Genomic DNA, 20,812 nt, shown 5'->3' with positions numbered 1-20,812 from the left:
GGATTGAATGCTTCATATTGTGGCTTGTATCAAGCAGGTGCCGGATACGAAGATCATCAAGATGAACCCGAAGACGAATACGATGGATCGGGCGAGCGCGCCTGCTATTTTAAATCCTTATGACGCGCATGCGGTGGAAGAAGCGGTGCGTTTGAAAAAGAGATACGGAGGAACTGTTTCGGTTTTGACGATGGGACCTCCGCCAGCTGTAAAAGCGATTAAAAAATGTATCGAGATCGGAGCGGACGAAGGCTATATGATTTCAGACCGTGCTTTTGCTGGTGCAGATACATTAGCTACCAGTTACGCACTGACAAAAGCAATAGAAAAGATTTCTAAGATAAAACCAGTTGATTTAATTATCTGCGGAAAAATGACCATCGATGGTGACACCGGACAAGTTGGCCCGGGGATTGCACGCCGGTTAGACATGCCTCCTCTGACTTCAGTCAATAAGGTAAAAGAAATCAATGTGGAAGAAGGATACGCTGTTGTTCATCGGAAATTGGAGGACGGCTATGAAGTCATTCAATCGACGATGCCTTGTTTGATGTCTGTTGAAAAAGAGATCAATGAAGTTCCGTACTCGTCGATGACGAACATGCTGAAGGCTGCGCGCTATCAACCGATCATATGGGCGGTTGCGGATTTAGAGGATGTGGAGAGAACACAGCTTGGATTGAAAGGCTCGCCGACAATCGTATCAAAAGTGTGGGCACCAACGAAACCAAGTGGTGGAGAGATGCTGGAAGGCGATGTGGCTCAGCAGACAGAGCAGCTGCTAAATATTTTACTCGAGAAAAGAGAACTTTTTGCGGTGAAGGGAGGGGACTTAAGTTGAGTTTCGAAGACTATCATGGCATTTGGGTTTTTATCGAGGTGAAGGATGGGGAAGTTGTACCCGTATCTCTGGAATTGTTGGGAGCGGGGAAAGAGCTTGCGGACAAACGCGGGACTGAGCTTGCCGGTGTTTTGATCGGAGAAAACGTGACATATCTAGCAGACTCTCTTTTTGAATATGGAGCGGACACAGTCTACGTGTATGACGACGCTATTTTCAAAGATTACCGGACGGAGTCGTACATGAAAGCGTTGCTGGAGTGCTGTCAAAAATACAAGCCGGAAGTGATTTTGTATGGGGCGACGTCAACGGGTAAAGACTTGGCGAGCGCGGTCGCGACAGACCTTCCGACGGGGCTCACGGCCGACTCTACCATTTTGGACATTGAAGAAGATACAGGCTTATTGCTTGCGAGCCGTCCGGCGTTTGGCGGGAACATCATGGCTACGATTCTTTGTAAAAAGTACCGGCCGCAAATGGCGACGGTCCGGCCGAAAGTGATGAAAGCTCTCACTCCTGAACCTGGCCGTAAAGGTAAGTTAGTAGAAGAAACGGCTTCTCTTAAGGAAGAAGATATCCGTACAAAGGTGCTTGAGATCGTCCGGCACACGACTCAAAAAGTGAAAATTGATGAAGCGGATATTATCGTCGCTGGAGGAAAAGGGTTGGGAAGCCCGAATGGATTTCAGCTCGTCCATCAGTTGGCCGAGACATTAGGCGGAGCAGTTGGCGGGAGCCGTGATGTAGTAGAAGCGGGATGGATTGAGCATCATCATCAGGTTGGGCAGACAGGTGTAACGGTTACGCCTAAGATCTATTTTGCGATCGGAATTTCGGGAGCCATTCAACACATTGTTGGAATGCAGAACTCAGGTCTCATTATCGCGATCAACAACGATCCTGAAGCACCGATTTTTCAATCCAGTCACTATGGAATCGTAGGCGATGCCTTTGAAATTGTGCCACTTTTAATCGAACAATTTAAACAAGCGTTTAACAGAGAGGCGGTCGACCATGTCTGAAAAATTTGATGTTATCGTTGTCGGGGCAGGTCCTGCCGGCATTTCATGTGCGTACGAACTGGCGAAAGCAGGGGTAAATGTTTTATTAATTGAACGCGGTGAGTACCCAGGATCGAAAAACGTAATGGGCGGTGTCCTTTACCGCAAAATGATGGAAGATGTGATTCCGGAGTTTTGGAAGGAAGCTCCGCTTGAGCGTCCGGTCGTGGAACAGCGGTTCATGATGATGGATAAGGAATCGGCGATCACCGTCGGCTACAAAGGGATGGAATGGGGACAAGAGCCGTACAACAACTTTACCGTGCTGCGGGCGAAGTTTGACCAGTGGTTTGCGGGGAAGGCTGTTGAACAGGGAGCACTTTTAGTAAATGAAACGGTAGTTTTGGAATGTATTGTAGAAAATGGAAAAGTTGTCGGGGTGCGGACTGACAGACCTGATGGAGATCTTTATGCAGATGTTGTGGTGCTGGCGGATGGGGTTAACTCTCTTTTAGCTAAATCGCTCGGCTTCCATAAAGAGTTTCGGCCAGATGAAGTTGCACTTGCAACAATGGAAATCATTAAGCTCGATAAAAAGACGATTGAGGATCGTTTTAACTTAGAGGAAAACCAGGGAACGACGATTGAACTTTTTGGTGACGCTACAAAGGGGATTCTCGGCACCGGATTTTTATATACAAACAAAGATACTTTGAGTCTTGGGGTTGGCTCACTTCTATCTGGATTAATTAAACATAAGATAAAACCATATGAACTGCTCGAGTATGTGAAGAACCATCCAATGATCCGTCCGTACATTGCTGGCGGGGAGCCTGTTGAGTATTTGGCGCACATGATACCTGAAGGCGGGTATAAGTCGATGCCGAAAGTAGCGGGGAATGGAGTTTTAGTTGTCGGGGATGCGGCTCAGCTCGTGAACGCGATCCACCGCGAAGGGTCAAACCTTGCGATGAAATCAGGGCAGTTTGCGGCAGAAGCTGTTTTACTCGCAAAAGAACGAGAAGATTATTCAGAAGCCACGCTTAATCACTATAAAACTCGATTGATGAGCAGTTTCGTCGGTCAGGATATGAAGAAATATAAAGATTCTACCCACCATTTTGATAAGTTCCCGCAGTACTTTGAAAAGTACATTCCAATGGCAAATAAAGCGATGAGCCAGATGTTTACGGTTGATGGCACGTCTAAGTGGGATAAACAAAAGAAGATTTGGCGTGATGTGGGAACGGCTGGAGAGAAACTCAAATTGGCTCGTGACGCATACCGGGCGTGGAAGGTGATGAAGTAAATGAGCGAAAAAAAGTGTCAGACCATCGAAGAAAAGCAGTATCTCGTTCGCTTTAACGCAGACACGAAATCACATCTCACCGTTATGGATGCCGATGTTTGTTTGAACCACTGTCCTGATAAAATCTGTACGATCTTCTGTCCGGCGGAAGTGTATAAATGGGAAGAGATCCGGATGCACGTCGGATACGAAGGCTGCCATGAATGCGGAAGCTGCCGGATCGGCTGCCCGCACCAAAATATTAAGTGGGAGTATCCGAAAGGCGGGCATGGTATTGTGTTTCGGTTGGGGTAAAGTTGGCTGGGATAAAGGTCTCTTTTTAAACAAGTGTTTAAATCTAAATCAAAAAAAGCACGCAGAGGCGTGCTTTTTTTGATTTGGCTTGTAAACTTTGTTGATTAGAGCGGCAACCCCTCTAGATTTATCCTCGTTAAGAGGTACTTTGAGCGAAAAAGGAAGATTTTGAGCGAAACGAAAGGTATTCTGAGCGTTGCGAGAGGATCTTGAGCGTAACTCAGCTTTTTTGAGCGAAACTCAACAATTCTGAGCGAACGTGTAATAGATAAAAGAACACGTACCGTAAAGCTGCATCAACAATAACTGGAGACCTGATCCTAACCGTAGTCTAGTACATTAAGCTCCAATCAACTTGTCAACAATTATAAACAACAATCTTATTATTTAAGTATCCCTGTCTTTTCAATGCTCACTTCAACCTGAGTATTTATCTTTATGGTGGGATACGTTTTTCGCCAGTCAAGAGCTTTCCAAGCTGCTGGATCTGTTTCTTTTATTCTTCTGCCAATTCCTAATACATCACTGTTGGCTTTTTGTGTTTTTTTCATAATAGATTGAGATTTTTTCGTTAAATCCCGAGAAATGGTTTCTTCTAACTCTTTGATCTGCTTTGAGCTGATTTTTTCGGTTATGGGGTATTGATGAAGCAATACTTTAAGGTCCAAATTAATATCAACTATTGGTTTTCCTGAAGCATCTTTCTTTAAATCTAACTCCCGCTTTGCCTTCAAAATCCGATAAGAAACTTGATTATTTAATTTCTTTTTATCATTCATATAGGTTTCCAGATCAACAAGTTCCCCATAATCATCCATAATCAATAAAAGCAGGGTACATTCTTTTAATGAAATCATCTGTCCAGAATAACCATTATGACTCATTAAACCTGCTCCTGAAACTAATATATTGCCCTTTTTTTTCTCTAGGATGGGTAGGATAAAATCTTTTCCGTCTTCATTAAAATAAGTAAATAATGTGTTCAGGGTTCCTTTAGTAACTGTAGAATTATCTTCCGCAGCTTCAATAATTTCATATAAGCCAAAGGCAACAGGGTTTGTGCCGATCTCTTTTGTTGATAAGAGTTCACTCGCTTCCACACCCTTTACAATCGCTACTTTACTTCCTAAATAGGGATCAGGAACACGATAGAAAAAATCGAGATAGGCGTTTAAATTTTTCTTTGCAAAACTTTCTCCGAGCAAAATGATTCGTGACTTTGAAGCGGTTAAAGGACCCGTATAATACGTTCTTAATTCACGGTATGTATCTTCTATAGAATAACCAGTAGCAGAAGACATCTGATTTTTAAAGTCAAAGAAGTTTGTTCCCTTTGGTATGATGTTAAGGACTACGATCGTAGACTTTATTTTATTATCCTCTAAATCAAAACTTACACCGTTTATCACTTCTTGGTCCACAATTAATTTTTGATCCCAGCAGCCGGTCAGCAGAGGGAAAATGAACAATAGAATGATAATTTTTCGAGAATTAATCTTCATCCCTTTATCCCCTTCAGTTTAGCGATTATGAGTAACAGTGCGGGAAAGATAAATACAAAGATGATATTTAAATAGATCATGATACTAGACAGTGATTCTTTCAAAGTTAAGCTTATAGGCAACAAACCTAAGCATAATAAAATAAGCGAAAGTAAATACACTGATTTTTTCCTTTGGATTGAAAATAATTTCTGGACACCAAGGCTTGCGTTAAAAAGCTGAATAACAAGTGTAGTGGATATTGGCACAATCCAAAAGGAAAGAAAGATGATATCGATACTCTCAACAAATTCAAATGAAAGACCGCGAAAAAGGTATAATAACGGCTCTTGAATAAGGCTAAATTGCACACCGCTAAAAGAAATTACACAAGTGATAAATAAGAATATATACAGCGTAAGGGTAAACAAATTGGCGAACGTGAGAACCATTAAGCTCTTCTTAGGATTTTTTATCAACGGCATGATGAATAAAATGAGTTCGAAACCAATAAGTGAAACGAATGCATCAGGACTTGCTTTTAATATATCTGTAAAGCTTTTTGAACCAACAGGCTGCAGCCTTCCAAAGTGGATATCTTGCGGGTAGACAAGAATAAGTAAAAAGATCAGGACGACAAACAAAAATGAAAAAAAGAGAAACGATCTTGAAATAGTCAATAGCTGCTCCTTCGCAATATAAGATGTTGCGATCAAAAGCATTAAGATGATCGCCCATCGCGGTGTTTGATGAAGGATCCATGTGTTGATAACATCTGTAACAAGTATCATGAGCAGCATGGAAAACGAAATAAAATATAGCACATAACTTATGTTAACGATTTTACCTAAAAAATTTCCAAGCAGTCTAAGGTTAAGTTCATAAAACGTTTCCTTCGGTGACGTTCTACTTAACGCGACAAGTATGATAATGATACCTTGTGCAAAAACTCCAGCGATCAGAAGAGACATCCAGCCGTCTTGCTGTACATCATTATATAGGATATAGGGCAGCCCGAGGATACCGATACCGATCTGGGCTTGTATGATTAAGAAAAATAAATTCTTATTCGTGAGCATTCGTATCCTGACCCTTTCCATTTTTAGACTGTTTGTTTAGGAATGATTGAAATATTTTAGGTGCCTCAACATAAACTTTTCCTGCAGAAGTCAGCTTAACAAGGTGTGTCGTATAGACCATTAACCCGAATGCAATTCCAATAAAACCAAACATAGCTGCCAGGAAAATTAATGGAAAACTCATTAGCCGCATGGTTGTGCTCATTTCCCCGATTGGAATCACAAAGGATGAAACTGCCGTAATCGCGATTACAACTACCATGGTGTTGGAAATGAAATTGGTTTGAACAATTGCAGAGCCAATTACTATGGCCCCTACTGTCCCTATCGTTTGTGCAACGGCTGAAGGGAGTCTGACCGATGCTTCCTTCAGTAATTCCAAAACAATCTGCATCATGATCGCTTCAACAAAAGGATGAAACGGGACATTCAATACGGAAAGTTTGAGTGTGTAAAAAGTGCTCACCGGTAAGATCGCAGAATGATACGCATTAACAGCGATATAAAAAGCAGGGAGTGTGACCGACAAGATAAAAGCAAGTAATCGTAATGAATAATAAAAAAAGTTAACGAACCATCGTGAGTTATAATCTTCAGGGCTTCTTAAAAAGGAATAAAAAGAAATCGGCGTAATTAGCGCTGAAGGTTCATGCTCAAGGAAAATCACGGTATTCCCATTTAAGAGATTAAAGACTGCCCGATCCGGTCTTTCCGTTCGTAACGTTTGTGGAAAGGGTGAATACGGATAATCTTCAAGTACCTCTTGGATCTGCCGGGAGTTAAAGAGATCATCATTCTTGATTTTTTCTAATCTGCTTTTAATCGAATGAAGGACAGTCGGATCAACTTTTGACTCGAGATAACAAATTGCAACTTCAACATTTGTTTCCGTTCCATATGTTTGATACTCTACTTTGAATTCTGGTGTTCTGAGCCTTTTTCGAAGCAGCGATATGTTTGTATTGGCACTCTCCACAAAACTATCATGTGCGCCCATCGTTACTTTTTCGTTCAATGATTCATTGATCGCGCGTTTTTCATCTGATAATGTTGCAACGGAATAGGCAAAGTTGCAATCTTCCGTGAGTAAAATGGTATTTCCTTCTGCTAAAGAGCTACTAATGTCTTTAAACGTTGTCAAAATAGAAAATTGTTTAGTACCTAATGTATTCTCGATACTTTCAGATTCTTGCTTGTTGATCGGACTGATAATATGAAGTTCGATCGATTCTTTATCCGTCATCGTATCAAGATACAGAAGGATAATGGCTTTACCATGAAAAGTTAATTTTCTTCGTTTTAAATCCGCTGTTTGCTTCATTTTTTCTTCTATTATTTTTAGGTTTTTCGTTAAATCGGAACTAAGGAATTCATTTTGGGGTTCTGCCATATAGCATCAATCTTCTTTCTTTTAAGTCGATAGTATGCAGTATAGACGTGAACCACGGTGAATATTCTTTGAGAAGGTGATTCATAAGGCAAAATATGCACTTATGAATCAACTATTTTTTAGGTTTGAGCGTACGTGAGGCATCTTGAGCGGTACTCGTCTGTTTTGAGCGAAACTAGAGGCATCTTGAGCGTAGATGAAGAATTCTGAGCGTAGCGGGCTATTTTTGAGCGTACGTGTAACAGATAAAAGAACACGTACCGTAAAAAGACGTTTCCCTATAAAAAAAGAACAACTAAAATGATTTTAGTTGCCCATCTTATACGTACGTAACCCCTACTTGATGCATGTTTCTCAACGCGTCAATTCCCAATGAATAATACATGCTAGCTTGTTTATACTTTTGCTGTTTCTCAAAGTATTTTCCGAGTATCGGATAATAGTCAGCTAGATGAATCCACTCGTTTCTTTGTTCAAAGTAAGGGATCAGTTCGTTAATCATAAACTCAGCATTTATTTCACCGTATGTAAATAAATCTTTGTAATAGAGTAAATGAAGTTCATATCCGCGGTTAAGCGGGTCATTACTAACTGGTTCCAGCCAGGTATCTATAAGATCCAAGCCTTTTTCAGGTTGGTCGGTCTTTTGATACTCTTTCACCAGAGCATGGATCGTCATTATTTTTGCTGATAGGGGCTCCTTTTCTTTTGCTTGCAGGCTTCGAGAAAGGAGTTCGATCGCTTTATCTTTTTCCCCTTTATGGGTGGCGATACTGCCTAAATTATGATAGATAATTCCCTGTAACACCTCATCATCAAAGGTGTTCGCAATGGTTTCAGCTAGCAATAATTGTTTAGCAGATTCATCTGAATTTCGGATGCGAAGATGAATGATTGCCAGTACAATCCTGCAATCGGCACATCTCTTAAAAAAGTAATTTTTCTCGAATATTTCTAAAGCTTGCTTGGTGTATTCTAAAGCCACTATATTTTTATACAGATGATTTGCCGAGACACCTATCACGTAAAATAAGTAGCCTTTTTCCCATTCTTGAAATCGATTTTCCTCCAACTGTTTTTCGGCTTTTAAGAAATAGGTAAAAGCATCCTCAAAATCATTTAAATAAAAGCTTAACTGTCCTCTTGCTAATAAGTAATAAAAAGCTTTTTCCCCGTTCATTACACCGTCTATGTAAGCAACCTCATTTAATAAAGCTTGAGCTTCTTGTATTGCATCATTTGCCAATAGAAGATAGATACTCTTAAAGATCTTGTGCAATATCTCTTCATCTATTGATTGTTGATGGGAGGCTGTTAAAGTTTGAAACTTCTGTTCTGCAGATTCATAGTCTCTCTGATAAAGAGAATGAAAAAGATCGACGTAGTTTTGAATCATATCGTTTTCGTTCATGGACTCTAATCGTATTTCTAATCGAGCGGCTAGATGCTGCTGAATTTCATTGGAAGGCTCGGTTACGCCGTTTTCGATTTTGCTTAAATAGGGAATCGAACAGATCCCGGCTGCCAGTTCTTGCTGGGATAAGTTTTTGACTTTTCGAAAGTACCGAATCTTTTCGCCTAGGTGCATTCTTTTACCCCCGCCTTTTTCTTTTGATTTTAACATGTGATGAAGTTAGAAAAGTACCTAAAATAATAGTATTTGATTGAATAAGTAAAGAGGAGGAGATGAAGGTTGGGCAACAACACTCATTTTTTCGCAATGAGTAACGGATTCCCCTTCATGTTTCCCAATTTTTAAAACATGTTATTTAGGTATAATTAACTATATAATCTAACATCCAAGGTGAGAGCATGAACATACAAAGAGGAAATATAGTAACCTATCAGGATAAACCCCATATTGTACTGCACGTTTATACGTCAGATTTTATAGAGATCAGGAAAATACAAGAAGGCTATATGCCGCGTGTTATTTTAGTACATAAATCAGAAGTAACTGTTCAAAGCTAGAACATCATCACAAAGAAAAACGCTAGTTGCTCTGACTAGCGTTTTTCCATTGATTATGTACATTAAAGATAAAAAATGGAAAAAAGACATAATAAAAATGAACTGGCTCTAATCCACTTCATTGGCTGGTGTTCTATGCATGATGAGGGCTTATGTACACTATTTCACAATCCAGGGTAAAAAGAAAAGCTAAGGTAAAACTGATAATCTATCTATGTGGTTATTCGAGGGTATTCAGCTGATCTTCACGTGCTTTTTGGCTCAGTTCGTTTGAAAAGTTGATGGCGTCGTGTATGGATGAAAAGTGCTGTGATGAGTAGTATGGTGACTTGTAACAGTTTACTTTTTTTGAATCTGATGGGTAAATGAGTACCTTCCACTGATAAATATCGGGCTGCTTTTCGCTGCCTTCCATCGCGATGAGCCAGTGTGTGGACCCTTCGTGCGAAGTATTTTCTCCTGATTTCTGCAAAAGAGCCGCTCGATCATTCTCTCCGATAAGAATGAGCCCCTTCTGGTAAAACTCCCTCATGTTCGGATATCCGCTCATACGATCTCTCCCTTCAAAACATGATTTGTCCATTTCTTTCGGTAATGGCTTAACCATATTTCATGTATTAACTCATTGTATGCAGGGGGAGGGGGGATGATGATAGGCAGATGTCATAAAAGGACAAATAAAAAAACAGCTCTAATGGCGAGCTGTTAAAATCGTCTTCTCTTGTTGCGCGGCTTTCGCTTTCTTCTGATGATCTTAATCTCTTTTACTTTAATGAACCGGACCCCAATGAATAAGAAATAGGTGAGAAGTGCGACATAAAAGAAGATTGGAACACTTTCGAATTGGTTCTTGGCCACCAGATAAAACATATAGAATAAAAACAGCGTAATGATCGTACCGTATCTTGGCAGCGGAATGTCTTTTAAACTCGGAATTTTGATGGTGCTGACCATCATTAATGCTACTCCGTAAAAAATAAGAACGAAAATCCACAGCGGAATCATTTTTACAAAAAAGACTAAGAAAACGACGATACCACCAGCAGGCGGAATCGGAATGCCTTTGAAGTATTTCATGGATTCTTCTGAGTCGGTAATATTAAATCGTGCAAGCCGGTAAGCGCCAAATAGCGGGAATAGTCCAGCGAGAACGTAACCCCACATGCCTAATCCGGTAAAATAGGAATTGGCTGCGATAAACGCAGGAGCGACCCCGAAAGATACAACGTCAGCCAGTGAATCGAGCTCTTTTCCGAGTGTTCCGGAAACGCCTAAAATCCTTGCTGCTCTTCCATCAACAGCATCCAGCATCATCGCGATAAAAATCAGCATTGCCGCATTTCGGAAATCACCATGGGTGGCATATCCTATTGAAAGAAAACCACAAAATAAGTTCCCTAAAGTTAATAAATTCGGAATATGTTTTTTCATTGTACACGTCCTTAAAAAGTACTCTACTATATATGATAGACCATTTACTGTAAAAACGTTAATCTTTTTTAGTTAAATGACTATCTTAACAGAGTTTGCGTTAAGAAAAAAGGGATAAATAAGGTGGGATTTTTCGCTGTTGAGCGGAAATCAGCATTTTTGAGCGGTAGTCTGATGTTTTGAGCGTAGCAAGAAGATTTTGAGCGGAAGTCGGCCTAGTCTGAGCGTAAAACAAAGTTTTTGAGCGTACGTGTAACAATATAAGAACACGTACCGTAAAAGCCTAAAAAGGAAAGGACTATTCCCAAAAATGGTCCTCTCTACTTCACACTTTTCTTCAAGTAACTCTCAAACAGCAAATCAATTAGCAGCATAAGCGTGGATCTTGCTGTGATGTCATATCCAGCAAACTTCACGCGGTCGACCGTCATGCTTAAGTTTGTTTTGACCATTTTACCAAGAGTGGAATCGGACGAGTTTGTTATGGCTGCTGTATCCACAACTTGATACGTTAGTTTTTCCGCTGCTTGTATCAAGGTTTTCGTTTCGCCGCTTGATGAGATAAAGAAAACAAGGTCATCTGGCTGAACCATGTTTGGCAACAGATCGATCATGTGAGATTCATATGTATAGTGGGTTTGCTTGTTGGTCTGCATCAACAGCTTGCTAAAATACTCGGCCATCATTTTGGACAAACCGACCCCGACCACGATGACACGTTTTGCATTCACCATCTTCTCGCTCAATTTTTCAAGTTCACGCGTTTGGATCGTCTCAAACGCAGAGACGAACTCTTCTTTATACCGGTCAACTGGATTATCGTCCAGCAGCGATTGCTGGTTTTCAATCGTCTTCAATATATATTTCAGCTCCGAAAAGCCTTCTAATCCGAGTTTGTGAGACATCCGTACGATCGTTGTGGTACTCACGTTGTTCACTTTTGCAATCTCGGTCAGTGAATGTTTCTTTGCCGCGTCTAGATTCCCATCAATATAATAGAGCACTTGTTTTTCGGTTGGTGTGAGTTCGGCCAGACGGCTTCCGAACTGATCCAGGACTTTCCCCATGAGTGACTTCCTCTTTTCCGCACATGTCTTTCCCTTAGTATAGCCCATTTTTCATTCTGTACAAATATACAGCGACTGTACAAAGATAACGCTTACTTTTGTGTTAAAACTTAAGTATAGATATTTGGAAGTGCTTTCATACTAAGGAAAGATAGGAGTGAATGTCATGCAACTTAGAAACATGACCCATCCGAATTTAGTAATGTTCGATGTTGACGCTCAAAACAAAGAGCAAGTCATCCGGCAGCTAATTTCTAACATTAATAAAGAAGGTTATATAGAATCAGAGGACGCTTTATTGGAAGCGGTTTTAAAACGCGAGGAGCAATCTCCGACTGGAATGGAGAAAGGTCTTGCGATTCCGCATGGTAAATCTTCAACGGTTAAAAAAGCCGTTTTTGCGGTAGCGCGTTTGAAGACGCCACTCGCTGATTGGGAAAGCATCGACCCGAACAATAAAGTTCAGCTCGTGTTTCTGATCGCGATTCCTGAAAGTGAAGCAGGCACAACTCACTTAAAAGTATTGTCTACATTGAGCACAAACTTAATGCGCGACGGCTACTTAGAAGGCTTGATGGCTGCAGAAACGTCAGAAGAATTTTTAAACAGACTGGATGTTGAAGAAAAAACAGAAGCATCAGCTGAAAAAGAGTTCACGAAAACAGTTGTTGCGATTACAGCTTGTGCTACAGGTATCGCACATACGTACATGTCGGCTGAAGCTTTAGAAAAAGCGGGACGTGAACTAGGTGTTAAAGTTCTTGTTGAAAAACAAGGGGCTAACGGGATTGAAGACGAACTAACTGCGGACGTTATTAAAAACGCAGATGCGGTTATCTTCGCAACAGACATCGCTCCTAAAAAGAAAGAGCGTTTCGCAGGGAAAGCATACGTTGCAACACGTGTCGCGGAACCACTCAGACGCGGTAAAGAATTGATTCAAAAAGCGCTCGACAATCCTGATGGAGTGGTTGAAGCAGGTGACGCAGATGAGTCATCAACGACAACGTCAAACGGCGGCGGATTCTTTAAAGACATGGTCCAAGCCGTTATGACAGGAATCTCGTACATGATTCCGGTTATCGTTGCCGGCGGTCTTATGATGGGGATCGCGAAGCTTGGTGCGATGCCATTTGGTCTTGTTAACGAACTCGGTGATCCGAAATATGCGACACACTCAAATGAACTTTTTGTTATTTTGCATCATTTAGACAAGTTTGGCGGACTGATCTTTAAATTTATGTATCCGATATTCGCGGCATTCGTCGCCTATTCACTGGCTGACCGTGTTGGTTTAGTAGCCGGATTTATCGGAGGAGCTTTTGCCGGCGGACTTCATTACACGTTCTGGGACAACCCTGAAGGTATTCCGTCTGGTTTCTTAGGTGCATTAATTCTTGGTTTGGCAGCGGGTTACATCGCTCGTTTCTTGAACCAAAAGATTCAATTGAGTAAGAACTTGGCTGCGATGAAACCGATGTTTATCATCCCGGCAATCTCAGTTTTATCGATTTTCTTCTTAAACTTTTATATTGTAGACCCTGTGTTTGGCGGTCTGAATGTTGTTCTGCGTAACTGGATTGAAGCAGCACAAGGTACAGGAGACGTTGTGTTGGCATCTATCATCGCGTCTGCAACTGCCTTTGACCTTGGTGGACCGATCAACAAAGCTGCGGGTGCGATTGCGATCGGACTTGCGGCTGACGAAGTTTATCCATTGACTGCTCGTGTGCTGGCGATCGTTATTCCGCCAATCGGACTTGGAATTGCGGTTATTATCGACAAATATGTAGTGGGACGCCGTGTATTCCCGGCTGACCTTCGTATCGCAGGTAACACATCGTTATTACTAGGATTCCTTGCAATCTCTGAGGGTGCGATTCCGTTCATGCTTCGCAACCCGCTGATCACGATTCCGATTAACATTATCGGTGCAATCCTTGGCGCAAGTACAGCTGTCTTACTAGGAGCTGTTCAATGGCTGCCGCTTCCGGCAATCTGGGGCTGGCCGTTAGTTGAAAACTTATGGGCTTACCTGTTAGGGCTAGTTGTCGGTGCAGGATTCATCGCATTCGCAAACATCTTTATTCGTTTTGCGATTTTAAAGAAACAAGAGAGACAAGCATAAGATTTTGAATGTACATCTTTGAAAAGTTGATTGGAGTGCAAGGTGCGAGACTCCTGCGGGACGAGTGGGACAGGTGAGACTTCTAAAGGCGCAAAGCGTCAGGAGGCTGACCGCCCGCCCCGCGGAAAGCGAGCACCTGGAACGGAGATCAACTACTTTCAAAAGCAATAAAGAAAAGGGGCGCATCTTGTAAAAAAGGTGACCCCTCTTTCTTTTAAAAGTAGAGAAAATGAGTAGAGCAAGCTTTGGGAGGGAACCAGCATGAAACAGAAAAAAGTATATGTCGTACCGCATTCCCACTGGGACCGTGAGTGGTACTTTACAATAGAAGATTCAAACCTTTTACTCGTTGAAAACATGGACCGGTTGATGGACGTGATGGAGAAAGATCCGGAATATACAGGGTATGTATTTGATGCGCAAAGCTCGATCATCGATGAGTATTTGAAGATTAGACCAGAGGAGAAGGAACGTTTAGCTAGGCTGATCTCCGACAAGCGTATCTTCGTCGGACCTTGGTATACGCAAGCCGATTCATTGCTTGTGAACCGTGAGTCATTGATTCGTAATTTGATGTATGGAACACGAATTGCTGAAAAAATGGGTCATTCGATGAACGTTGGTTACCTGCCTGATATTTTCGGTCAGAACACGTATCTGCCGTCAATGTTTAAAGAATTTGATATCGACTATAGCGTGCTGCAGCGAGGAATTTATACAGATCAATTGAATGGTGATTTGAATTTTACGTGGAAATCTCCAGATGGAGAGAGTGTGAAAGCGAACAACATCTACTTTGGATATGGCCCTGGGAAGTTTTTAGCTGCTGATAACGAGTATGTGGAAGAACGTTTGCTGCCGATTTTAGAAAAAATAGCAGATTTGAACGAGAATACGGATAACTTGCTGCTGCCAGCTGGCGGTGACCAGGTCTTAGTTCGCGAGCATTTTCTTGAAACTGTGAAAAAGTTAAACGAAATAGATATGAAGCATGAATATGTGCTTTCAGATTATGAAACGTTCATGAAAGACACGTGGGAGACTGTCAACTTTGAGAACGTGATCGAAGGGGAATTGATCGCGACTCAAAAATCCCGCATTCACAACACGATTCGTTCACAGCGCTATGACATCAAAAAACTGAACGATATTGCAGAAGAAAAAGTAATTTATGAGCTTGAGCCTCTTGCAAGTTTAGCAAGCACTATCGGGTTTAAGTATCCGCAAAAGTGGCTTGATGAGATGTGGAAGATGCTGTTTGATGTGCACGCGCATGACAGTATTGGCGGCTGTAACTCGGATGACACGAACCAGGAGATCGTAAACCGATTAACGAAAGTGATCCGCATGGCTGATGGCTGCCTAAATCTATTGAAAAAGCAGATGACGCAAGCGGTAAGCCAGAAGCTTGGCAAGGATTCTATTTTTGTAGTGTTCCACTTGCTTCCGAAAGCTTTCACTGGCTCTCAAAAAGTGGTTCTTTTTACAAAAGGAAATGCATTTAACGTTCGTGATTTGGATGGAAATTCGATTGCGCTTGATGTTCTGAATCAAGAATATATTTCAGGCGGAAAAACGATCGTCGTTACGGCTGAAGGCGAAAAGGAAGTTGATGCGCCAGGCTATTACAGAAATGAAGTTCTGCTTCGCGATGTGAAGCTTCCGGCAATGGGCTATGAAACCTTTGAAGTGGTTGAAGGCGGAGAAAATGACCTTCTATCTCATAAATTTTTAAACAGTCATTTAATCGAGAACGACCATTTCCGCATTTTTGAGGAAAATGGCGTACTAAATCTTGAGGTAAAAGCGACAAAGCGAACGATTTCTGATTTTATGAGATTCGAAAATGTTGCAGACGCAGGTGACTCTTACGATTTCTCACCGTTAGAAGGAGATTCACCGATCTACACGAAAAAAGTGCTGTCTGTATTCGTTGAAGCAAGTGCAGGGACTGAGTTTATGGAAGTTGTGCATGTGTTGAACGTTCCGGGCAACTTAGAAGACAGAAAATCAGGTGATATTAAAAAGGGATTAGCGGTTGTAACACGTTTTGAGCTCCGAAAAGGGGAAGAATTCATCAGAGTAACACATGATATCGAGAATGATGTAAAAGATCACCGCGTTCGAGTGCTGCTTCAAACATCCATTGAATCACCTGACCACTCTTTTGGCGATCAAGGCTTTAGCTTGATTCAGCGACCAACAGTTAATCCATATATGGAAAACTGGCGTGAACAGAAGTTTGCAGAAGCTCCAGTACCGATCTATCCATTGGAAAACTTGGCTGGTGCAACGAATGGCGAACTAACTGCCGCGGTTATGACAAAAGGAATCAAGGAATACGAGCTGTTCAAGGAAACAGGTGAGATGGCGCTGACATTGTTCAGAAGTGTTGGTTTGCTCGGCCGTGACAACTTGGCTTGGAGACCAGGACGGGCTTCCGGAATCAACAATAAAGTCGTTTTTACACCTGATGCGCAAATGCAGGAAAAGATGACGTTTGAGTATGCGATTCATGTCGGAAAAGGTCACGATGTTAAACAGTTGTTTAAATTTGTGGACCAATATCGCGGTCATTCTTTAAGTTTTCAAAAGCAATCACTGAACACATTTGAGGAGAGGCTCGACCGTTTCGAGATTCCGTATCCGGTTGATATTCTGCCAGCTAGCTTCAGTTTGTTTGAATCAACAGGAGATGTTTTCTTGAGCACGTTGAAAAAAGCACACGATGACAATTCCGTTATTTTACGCTTGTTTAATCCAAGTGAAGAAGAACAGACGGTGGTGTTATCAAGCGAACACATCCAGTCTGTTTCACAAACGAAACTGAACGAAAAAAGTGTGATCGACGTCAAGGATGAAATAACTGTTCGACCTAAAGGGTACGTTACACTGAAACTGGTTATGAAGGAGAATGCGTAAATGAGTTTTCCAGAAAAAGTTGAGAACCTGCTAAAAACGATCTATGGTGAGGACTTTTCACCTAAATATAAAAATGAGATTTTGAAACTGGTTGAGGCGTGGAAAAGGAAAGAGTGGAGTGAAACAGCTCCACTTTCTGAGAAAAACGTGTATCTGATCACGTACGGTGACATCATCAAGGAAGAAGGTCAGCCGACGTTAAAGACGCTGAACAAGTTCATTAATGAATATGCAAAAAATGAGATCACGGATGTTCATTTGCTTCCGATGTTTCCGTACACATCTGATGACGGATTCTCGGTAGTAGATTACCGCGAGATTCACCCTGATCTTGGAGACTGGTCTGATATTGAACGTTTTTCAGGGGATTACCGTCTCATGTTTGATTTTGTGGCGAATCATATGTCCAAATCGAGCAAGTGGTTTCAAGGGTATTTGAAGGGTGAGCCGGAGTATGCGGACTACTTCATTCCTCGCGAAGAGGGATTCGATGCATCAAACGTGGTTCGTCCGCGTACTTCACCTCTTTTCCATGAGTATGAAGGCGGGAAGACCGCTTGGACAACGTTTTCTGAAGATCAGGTGGATGTGAACTTTAAGCATTTTCCGGCGCTCTTAGAAATGACGGATATCCTATTGGAGTATGCGAACCGTGGCGGGACAAGCATTCGCTTAGACGCGATCGGTTTTATGTGGAAAGAATCAGGCACGACTTGTATTCACTTACCGCAGACGCACGCAATCATTCAGTTATGGCGTGAGATTTTAGAAGAGTTGGAGCTAAACACGCTGCTGATTACTGAGACGAACGTTCCGCACAAAGAAAACATCAGCTATTTTGGTGATGGCGAGAACGAAGCGCACATGGTGTATCAGTTCTCCTTGCCGCCTCTAGTACTGCACACGTTAACGACACATGATGCAAGTAAGCTGACTGGCTGGGCGAAAACGATTGAAAAAGTTTCTGATTCAGCAACGTATTTTAACTTTTTAGCAAGTCATGACGGAATCGGCATGCGCCCGACGGAAGGGATTTTAACGGAAGAAGAGCGTAAGGCTTTGGCTGAAAAAGTGCTGGAGAACGGCGGACGCGTTTCTTATAAGAGCAATCCGGATGGAACGGAATCTCCTTATGAGCTGAACATCAATTACATGGATGCGCTCATCAACAAGGACGAAGATTTGAGTGAGGACGTTCAAGTTCAGAAGATGCTTGCTGCTCATTCGGTGCTGTTTTCAGTGATGGGTGTTCCGGCTGTATATTATCACTCGCTTCTTGGCTCGGAAAATGATTATGAAGGCTTGGAGTCATCGGGCATCAACCGACGTATCAACCGTGAAAAATTTGATTATGAAGATTTAGTGAAGCAACTGGAAACATCCACGCGCAGGCAGAAAGTTTTTACAGGATTGAAAAAGTTAATCCGAAACCGTCAAGAGGAAACCGCATTTTCTCCGTTTGCAGCTCAATTGATTTTAGAGCTTGGCGAGCAGGTATTTGCGTTGGTGCGCAGAAATGAAGAAACAGGTGATACGGTGCTGTTTGTTGTGAACGCAGCTTATGACACGGTTGAAGTAGAGCTTCCGTTTAGCGGACAAGATCTTTGGGGCGGAGAAACGGTGAGTGAATCTGTTGAGCTCGCGCCGTATCAGTTTATGTGGATTAAAAAATAAAGAAGGTGGACGCAATGAAGATTGTCATCGCTCCCGATTCGTTTAAAGAAAGCATGACGGCGGCAGAAGTTTGCACGGCTGTCGAAGCTGGATTTCGGAAAGTGTTTGGGGACGCTAAATATGTGCACGTTCCCGTTGGTGATGGTGGAGAAGGAACCGTTCAGTCGGTCGTCGATGCGACGGATGGCCGAATCGTTGAAGTTACAGCAACAGGTCCGCTTGGTGAAAAAGTGGATGCTTTTTACGGACTGACAGGTGACGGGAGAACTGCAGTGATCGAGATGGCTGCCGCTTCCGGTCTCCACCTTGTTCCGAGAGAACAGCGAAACCCTTTGGTGACAACGACTCGCGGGACAGGCGAACTGATTTTAGATGCACTCGATAAAAAAGTGGAACGTATCGTGCTAGGACTTGGCGGATCGGCGACGAACGACGGCGGTGCAGGTATGGCTTCAGCACTTGGCGTGAAGTTTTTGGATGTGAATGGTGAGGAGCTTCGCCCTGGCGGTGAAGCATTGGGCGAACTTCTTACTATTGACGTATCTGACATGGATCCGCGCTTGAAATTGGTAAAAGTAGATGTTGCGTGTGATGTGACGAACCCTCTGTCGGGACCGCTTGGAGCTTCTGCTGTCTTTGGACCGCAAAAAGGTGCTACTCCTGAGATGGTTGGCGTTTTAGATGCGAGTTTGAAAAGATACGCTGAAGCAGTTGAGCGGAATCTTGGAATGCAAGTGGATGAGCTTCCAGGAGCAGGTGCAGCAGGTGGATTAGGTGCTGGTGTAGTGGCTTTTTTAGATGGGAAACTGCAAAGCGGAATCGACCTCGTGCTTGATGTTATCGGGTTTGAGGATGCTGTTCGTGGTTCCGATCTCGTGATTACAGGTGAGGGCCGGATTGATTCTCAGACCGTTCATGGAAAAGCGCCGGTTGGAATTGCAAAACGAGCTAAGGCTGTTGCAGTTGATGTCCCGGTTGTGGCAATCGCAGGAAGCATCGGTCCTGATTATGAAGCTGTGTTTGAGCATGGCATCGATGCAGTTTTTAGCGTTGTTAACGGTGTTGTTTCCTTGGAAGAAGCACTGGCGAACGGATCAGTGAATGTTGAAAAGACAGCGGAGAACATCGCTCGGCTATTGCAATTGAAAACGAAAACAAATTAGCCCCTTGCTCTCAAGGGGCTTTCCATTTCATATCCACACTTTTTATAGGATAAAGCGTTCTGTCAATTGGCAGATCGCTTTTTTTATACAGAATATAGTTTATGTAAGCGTTTCCTAAGGCTTTAGGAAAAGAGTTAATTTTTATTACAGATGGTTGAGTTCTATACTTAAAAGCAAGGGCGAACATATATCATCGCTTTTAAAAAATAATCCGGATTAAATAGTAAAAGACTACAGAGAGATAGAGGGTGAGACTTTGGAAATAACATCATTGATAAATAGTGATCTTATCGATCTCGAATTAGAATCTTCGGACCAACTGGGAGTAATTGATGAGCTTGCTACTTTACTTGTCAAACAAGATCGACTCGATTCTAAGTCCTCATTTATTGAAGGAGTATTAGAAAGAGAAGCACATTTTACTACAGGTTTTGGCAATGGTATTGCTATTCCGCACTGCAAGAGTGTTACCGTTAAGCAAGCCAGCATTGTAATCGGAAAATTGATTAACGGTGTTGATTGGAAGGCAATGGACAATAATGATGTTCATTTTGTCATCATGCTAGCTATACCAGAATCTGAAGCAGGTACGACACATCTTCAAATCCTTTCCAAACTATCTGGGAAACTGATCGATGAAGATTTTCGGAACCGCTTGATGAGCACGACTGAAAAAGAAGATGTACTTCATTTGTTAAATGATTGCGTTACTGAAAATAACAATTAACCAAAAGGGAGAGATAGAGTAATGAATATTATCGCGGTTACAGCTTGTCCAGCAGGTGTTGCACATACACATATGGCTGCTGCGGCTTTAGAAGCATCAGCAAAAAAGTTAGGTGTGACGATTAAGGTAGAAAAGCAAGGTGCAATGGGTATTGAAAACAAGATTAAAGACAAAGAAGTAGCGGAAGCAAAAGCACTAATCCTTGCCGTTGATACAGCTATTGCAAAATCCGAACGATTCGATGGTATACCGACTGTGAAAGTATCCGTTGCGGAAGCTGTTAAGAATCCTCAAGGGTTGATCAATCAAGCGATTGAACTTGCAAAGAAATAAT

General features: G+C 42.1%; 18 protein-coding genes. 11 read left to right on the top strand and 7 right to left on the bottom strand.

Annotation, left to right across the window (positions count from 1 at the left end):
• Positions 1–7 precede the first annotated feature (7 nt).
• Genes ACFQ4X_RS14275 through ACFQ4X_RS14260 form a run of 4 tightly spaced genes read left to right on the top strand, consistent with a single transcriptional unit; the run spans position 8 to position 3,445 of the window.
• Positions 8–841, top strand: a complete 834-nt coding sequence (locus ACFQ4X_RS14275; RefSeq protein ID WP_379836189.1) for an electron transfer flavoprotein subunit beta/FixA family protein — start codon at positions 8–10, stop codon at positions 839–841.
• Positions 838–1,863 carry an electron transfer flavoprotein subunit alpha/FixB family protein gene (locus ACFQ4X_RS14270; protein ID WP_379836187.1) on the top strand — a complete coding sequence of 342 codons (1,026 nt, stop codon included), beginning with the start codon at positions 838–840 and terminating at the stop codon, positions 1,861–1,863. The genes ACFQ4X_RS14275 and ACFQ4X_RS14270 overlap by 4 nt, the downstream gene beginning before the upstream one ends.
• Entirely contained in the window at positions 1,856–3,151 is a 1,296-nt protein-coding gene (locus ACFQ4X_RS14265) for an FAD-dependent oxidoreductase (protein ID WP_379836185.1), read from the top strand. Before ACFQ4X_RS14270 ends, ACFQ4X_RS14265 begins: the two co-directional genes overlap by 8 nt.
• Positions 3,152–3,445: a ferredoxin family protein gene (locus ACFQ4X_RS14260; protein ID WP_066293375.1), complete on the top strand. Its 294-nt coding sequence runs from the start codon at positions 3,152–3,154 to the stop codon at positions 3,443–3,445.
• Between the two features lie 383 nt (positions 3,446–3,828).
• Here the strand turns inward: ACFQ4X_RS14260 and ACFQ4X_RS14255 are convergent, their stop codons facing one another.
• The 4 genes from ACFQ4X_RS14255 to ACFQ4X_RS14240 form a co-directional block, all read right to left on the bottom strand.
• Positions 3,829–4,947, bottom strand: a complete 1,119-nt coding sequence (locus ACFQ4X_RS14255) for a Ger(x)C family spore germination protein (RefSeq protein ID WP_379836183.1) — start codon at positions 4,945–4,947, stop codon at positions 3,829–3,831.
• Positions 4,944–6,005, bottom strand: a complete 1,062-nt coding sequence (locus ACFQ4X_RS14250; RefSeq protein ID WP_379836181.1) for a GerAB/ArcD/ProY family transporter — start codon at positions 6,003–6,005, stop codon at positions 4,944–4,946. Before ACFQ4X_RS14250 ends, ACFQ4X_RS14255 begins: the two co-directional genes overlap by 4 nt.
• Positions 5,992–7,395 (bottom strand): spore germination protein, encoded by a 1,404-nt coding sequence (locus ACFQ4X_RS14245; RefSeq protein ID WP_379836179.1) that lies wholly within the window; start codon positions 7,393–7,395, stop codon positions 5,992–5,994. Before ACFQ4X_RS14245 ends, ACFQ4X_RS14250 begins: the two co-directional genes overlap by 14 nt.
• A 319-nt stretch (positions 7,396–7,714) precedes the next feature.
• Complete coding sequence (locus tag ACFQ4X_RS14240) at positions 7,715–8,983, bottom strand: helix-turn-helix domain-containing protein (RefSeq protein WP_379836177.1); 1,269 nt, start codon at positions 8,981–8,983, stop codon at positions 7,715–7,717.
• Positions 8,984–9,207: 224 nt separating this feature from the next.
• Between ACFQ4X_RS14240 and ACFQ4X_RS14235 the strand changes: the two genes are divergently transcribed.
• A complete protein-coding gene (locus ACFQ4X_RS14235) occupies positions 9,208–9,366 on the top strand; it encodes a hypothetical protein (RefSeq protein ID WP_379836175.1) in 159 nt (52 codons plus the stop codon).
• A gap of 220 nt (positions 9,367–9,586) precedes the next feature.
• Here the strand turns inward: ACFQ4X_RS14235 and ACFQ4X_RS14230 are convergent, their stop codons facing one another.
• From ACFQ4X_RS14230 to ACFQ4X_RS14220, 3 genes are all read right to left on the bottom strand, one after another.
• A complete protein-coding gene (locus tag ACFQ4X_RS14230; RefSeq protein ID WP_379836173.1) occupies positions 9,587–9,916 on the bottom strand; it encodes a hypothetical protein in 330 nt (109 codons plus the stop codon).
• A 155-nt stretch (positions 9,917–10,071) separates the two neighbouring features.
• Positions 10,072–10,797 (bottom strand): CDP-diacylglycerol--serine O-phosphatidyltransferase, encoded by a 726-nt coding sequence (gene pssA / locus ACFQ4X_RS14225; RefSeq protein WP_379836171.1) that lies wholly within the window; start codon positions 10,795–10,797, stop codon positions 10,072–10,074.
• 320 nt (positions 10,798–11,117) lie between these two features.
• Positions 11,118–11,864: a MurR/RpiR family transcriptional regulator gene (locus tag ACFQ4X_RS14220; protein ID WP_379836169.1), complete on the bottom strand. Its 747-nt coding sequence runs from the start codon at positions 11,862–11,864 to the stop codon at positions 11,118–11,120.
• Positions 11,865–12,030: 166 nt separating this feature from the next.
• Between ACFQ4X_RS14220 and ACFQ4X_RS14215 the strand changes: the two genes are divergently transcribed.
• From ACFQ4X_RS14215 to ACFQ4X_RS14190, 6 genes are all read left to right on the top strand, one after another.
• Positions 12,031–13,992, top strand: a complete 1,962-nt coding sequence (locus ACFQ4X_RS14215; RefSeq protein WP_379836167.1) for a fructose-specific PTS transporter subunit EIIC — start codon at positions 12,031–12,033, stop codon at positions 13,990–13,992.
• Between the two features lie 261 nt (positions 13,993–14,253).
• A complete protein-coding gene (locus ACFQ4X_RS14210; RefSeq protein WP_379836165.1) occupies positions 14,254–16,914 on the top strand; it encodes a glycoside hydrolase family 38 C-terminal domain-containing protein in 2,661 nt (886 codons plus the stop codon).
• Positions 16,915–18,588, top strand: coding sequence for an alpha-amylase family glycosyl hydrolase (locus ACFQ4X_RS14205; protein WP_379836163.1), 1,674 nt, complete (start codon positions 16,915–16,917; stop codon positions 18,586–18,588).
• 14 nt (positions 18,589–18,602) lie between these two features.
• Positions 18,603–19,751 (top strand): glycerate kinase, encoded by a 1,149-nt coding sequence (locus ACFQ4X_RS14200; RefSeq protein WP_379836161.1) that lies wholly within the window; start codon positions 18,603–18,605, stop codon positions 19,749–19,751.
• Between the two features lie 256 nt (positions 19,752–20,007).
• On the top strand, positions 20,008–20,478 hold the full coding sequence (locus tag ACFQ4X_RS14195) for a PTS sugar transporter subunit IIA (RefSeq protein WP_379836159.1): 471 nt from the start codon (positions 20,008–20,010) through the stop codon (positions 20,476–20,478).
• Positions 20,479–20,499: 21 nt separating this feature from the next.
• Complete coding sequence (locus tag ACFQ4X_RS14190; protein ID WP_379836157.1) at positions 20,500–20,811, top strand: PTS fructose transporter subunit IIB; 312 nt, start codon at positions 20,500–20,502, stop codon at positions 20,809–20,811.
• Position 20,812: the final 1 nt, after the last annotated feature.

Source organism: Fictibacillus halophilus (assembly GCF_042680145.1).
GTDB lineage: Bacteria > Bacillota > Bacilli > Bacillales > Fictibacillaceae > Fictibacillus > Fictibacillus halophilus_A.
This window is presented reverse-complemented; position numbering and strand designations above follow the sequence as displayed.

Bases quoted from the DNA above. Each gene is read 5' to 3' on its own strand.
- ACFQ4X_RS14255 (WP_379836183.1), bottom strand. From the start codon at position 4,947: ATGAAGATTAATTCTCGAAAAATTATCATTCTATTGTTCATTTTCCCT.
- ACFQ4X_RS14220 (WP_379836169.1), bottom strand. From the start codon at position 11,864: ATGGGGAAAGTCCTGGATCAGTTCGGAAGCCGTCTGGCCGAACTCACA.
- ACFQ4X_RS14215 (WP_379836167.1), top strand. From the start codon at position 12,031: ATGCAACTTAGAAACATGACCCATCCGAATTTAGTAATGTTCGATGTT.
- ACFQ4X_RS14230 (WP_379836173.1), bottom strand. From the start codon at position 9,916: ATGAGCGGATATCCGAACATGAGGGAGTTTTACCAGAAGGGGCTCATT.
- ACFQ4X_RS14275 (WP_379836189.1), top strand. From the start codon at position 8: ATGCTTCATATTGTGGCTTGTATCAAGCAGGTGCCGGATACGAAGATC.
- ACFQ4X_RS14190 (WP_379836157.1), top strand. From the start codon at position 20,500: ATGAATATTATCGCGGTTACAGCTTGTCCAGCAGGTGTTGCACATACA.
- ACFQ4X_RS14265 (WP_379836185.1), top strand. From the start codon at position 1,856: ATGTCTGAAAAATTTGATGTTATCGTTGTCGGGGCAGGTCCTGCCGGC.
- ACFQ4X_RS14240 (WP_379836177.1), bottom strand. From the start codon at position 8,983: ATGCACCTAGGCGAAAAGATTCGGTACTTTCGAAAAGTCAAAAACTTA.
- ACFQ4X_RS14260 (WP_066293375.1), top strand. From the start codon at position 3,152: ATGAGCGAAAAAAAGTGTCAGACCATCGAAGAAAAGCAGTATCTCGTT.
- ACFQ4X_RS14245 (WP_379836179.1), bottom strand. From the start codon at position 7,395: ATGGCAGAACCCCAAAATGAATTCCTTAGTTCCGATTTAACGAAAAAC.
- ACFQ4X_RS14235 (WP_379836175.1), top strand. From the start codon at position 9,208: ATGAACATACAAAGAGGAAATATAGTAACCTATCAGGATAAACCCCAT.
- pssA (WP_379836171.1), bottom strand. From the start codon at position 10,797: ATGAAAAAACATATTCCGAATTTATTAACTTTAGGGAACTTATTTTGT.
- ACFQ4X_RS14205 (WP_379836163.1), top strand. From the start codon at position 16,915: ATGAGTTTTCCAGAAAAAGTTGAGAACCTGCTAAAAACGATCTATGGT.
- ACFQ4X_RS14250 (WP_379836181.1), bottom strand. From the start codon at position 6,005: ATGCTCACGAATAAGAATTTATTTTTCTTAATCATACAAGCCCAGATC.
- ACFQ4X_RS14210 (WP_379836165.1), top strand. From the start codon at position 14,254: ATGAAACAGAAAAAAGTATATGTCGTACCGCATTCCCACTGGGACCGT.
- ACFQ4X_RS14200 (WP_379836161.1), top strand. From the start codon at position 18,603: ATGAAGATTGTCATCGCTCCCGATTCGTTTAAAGAAAGCATGACGGCG.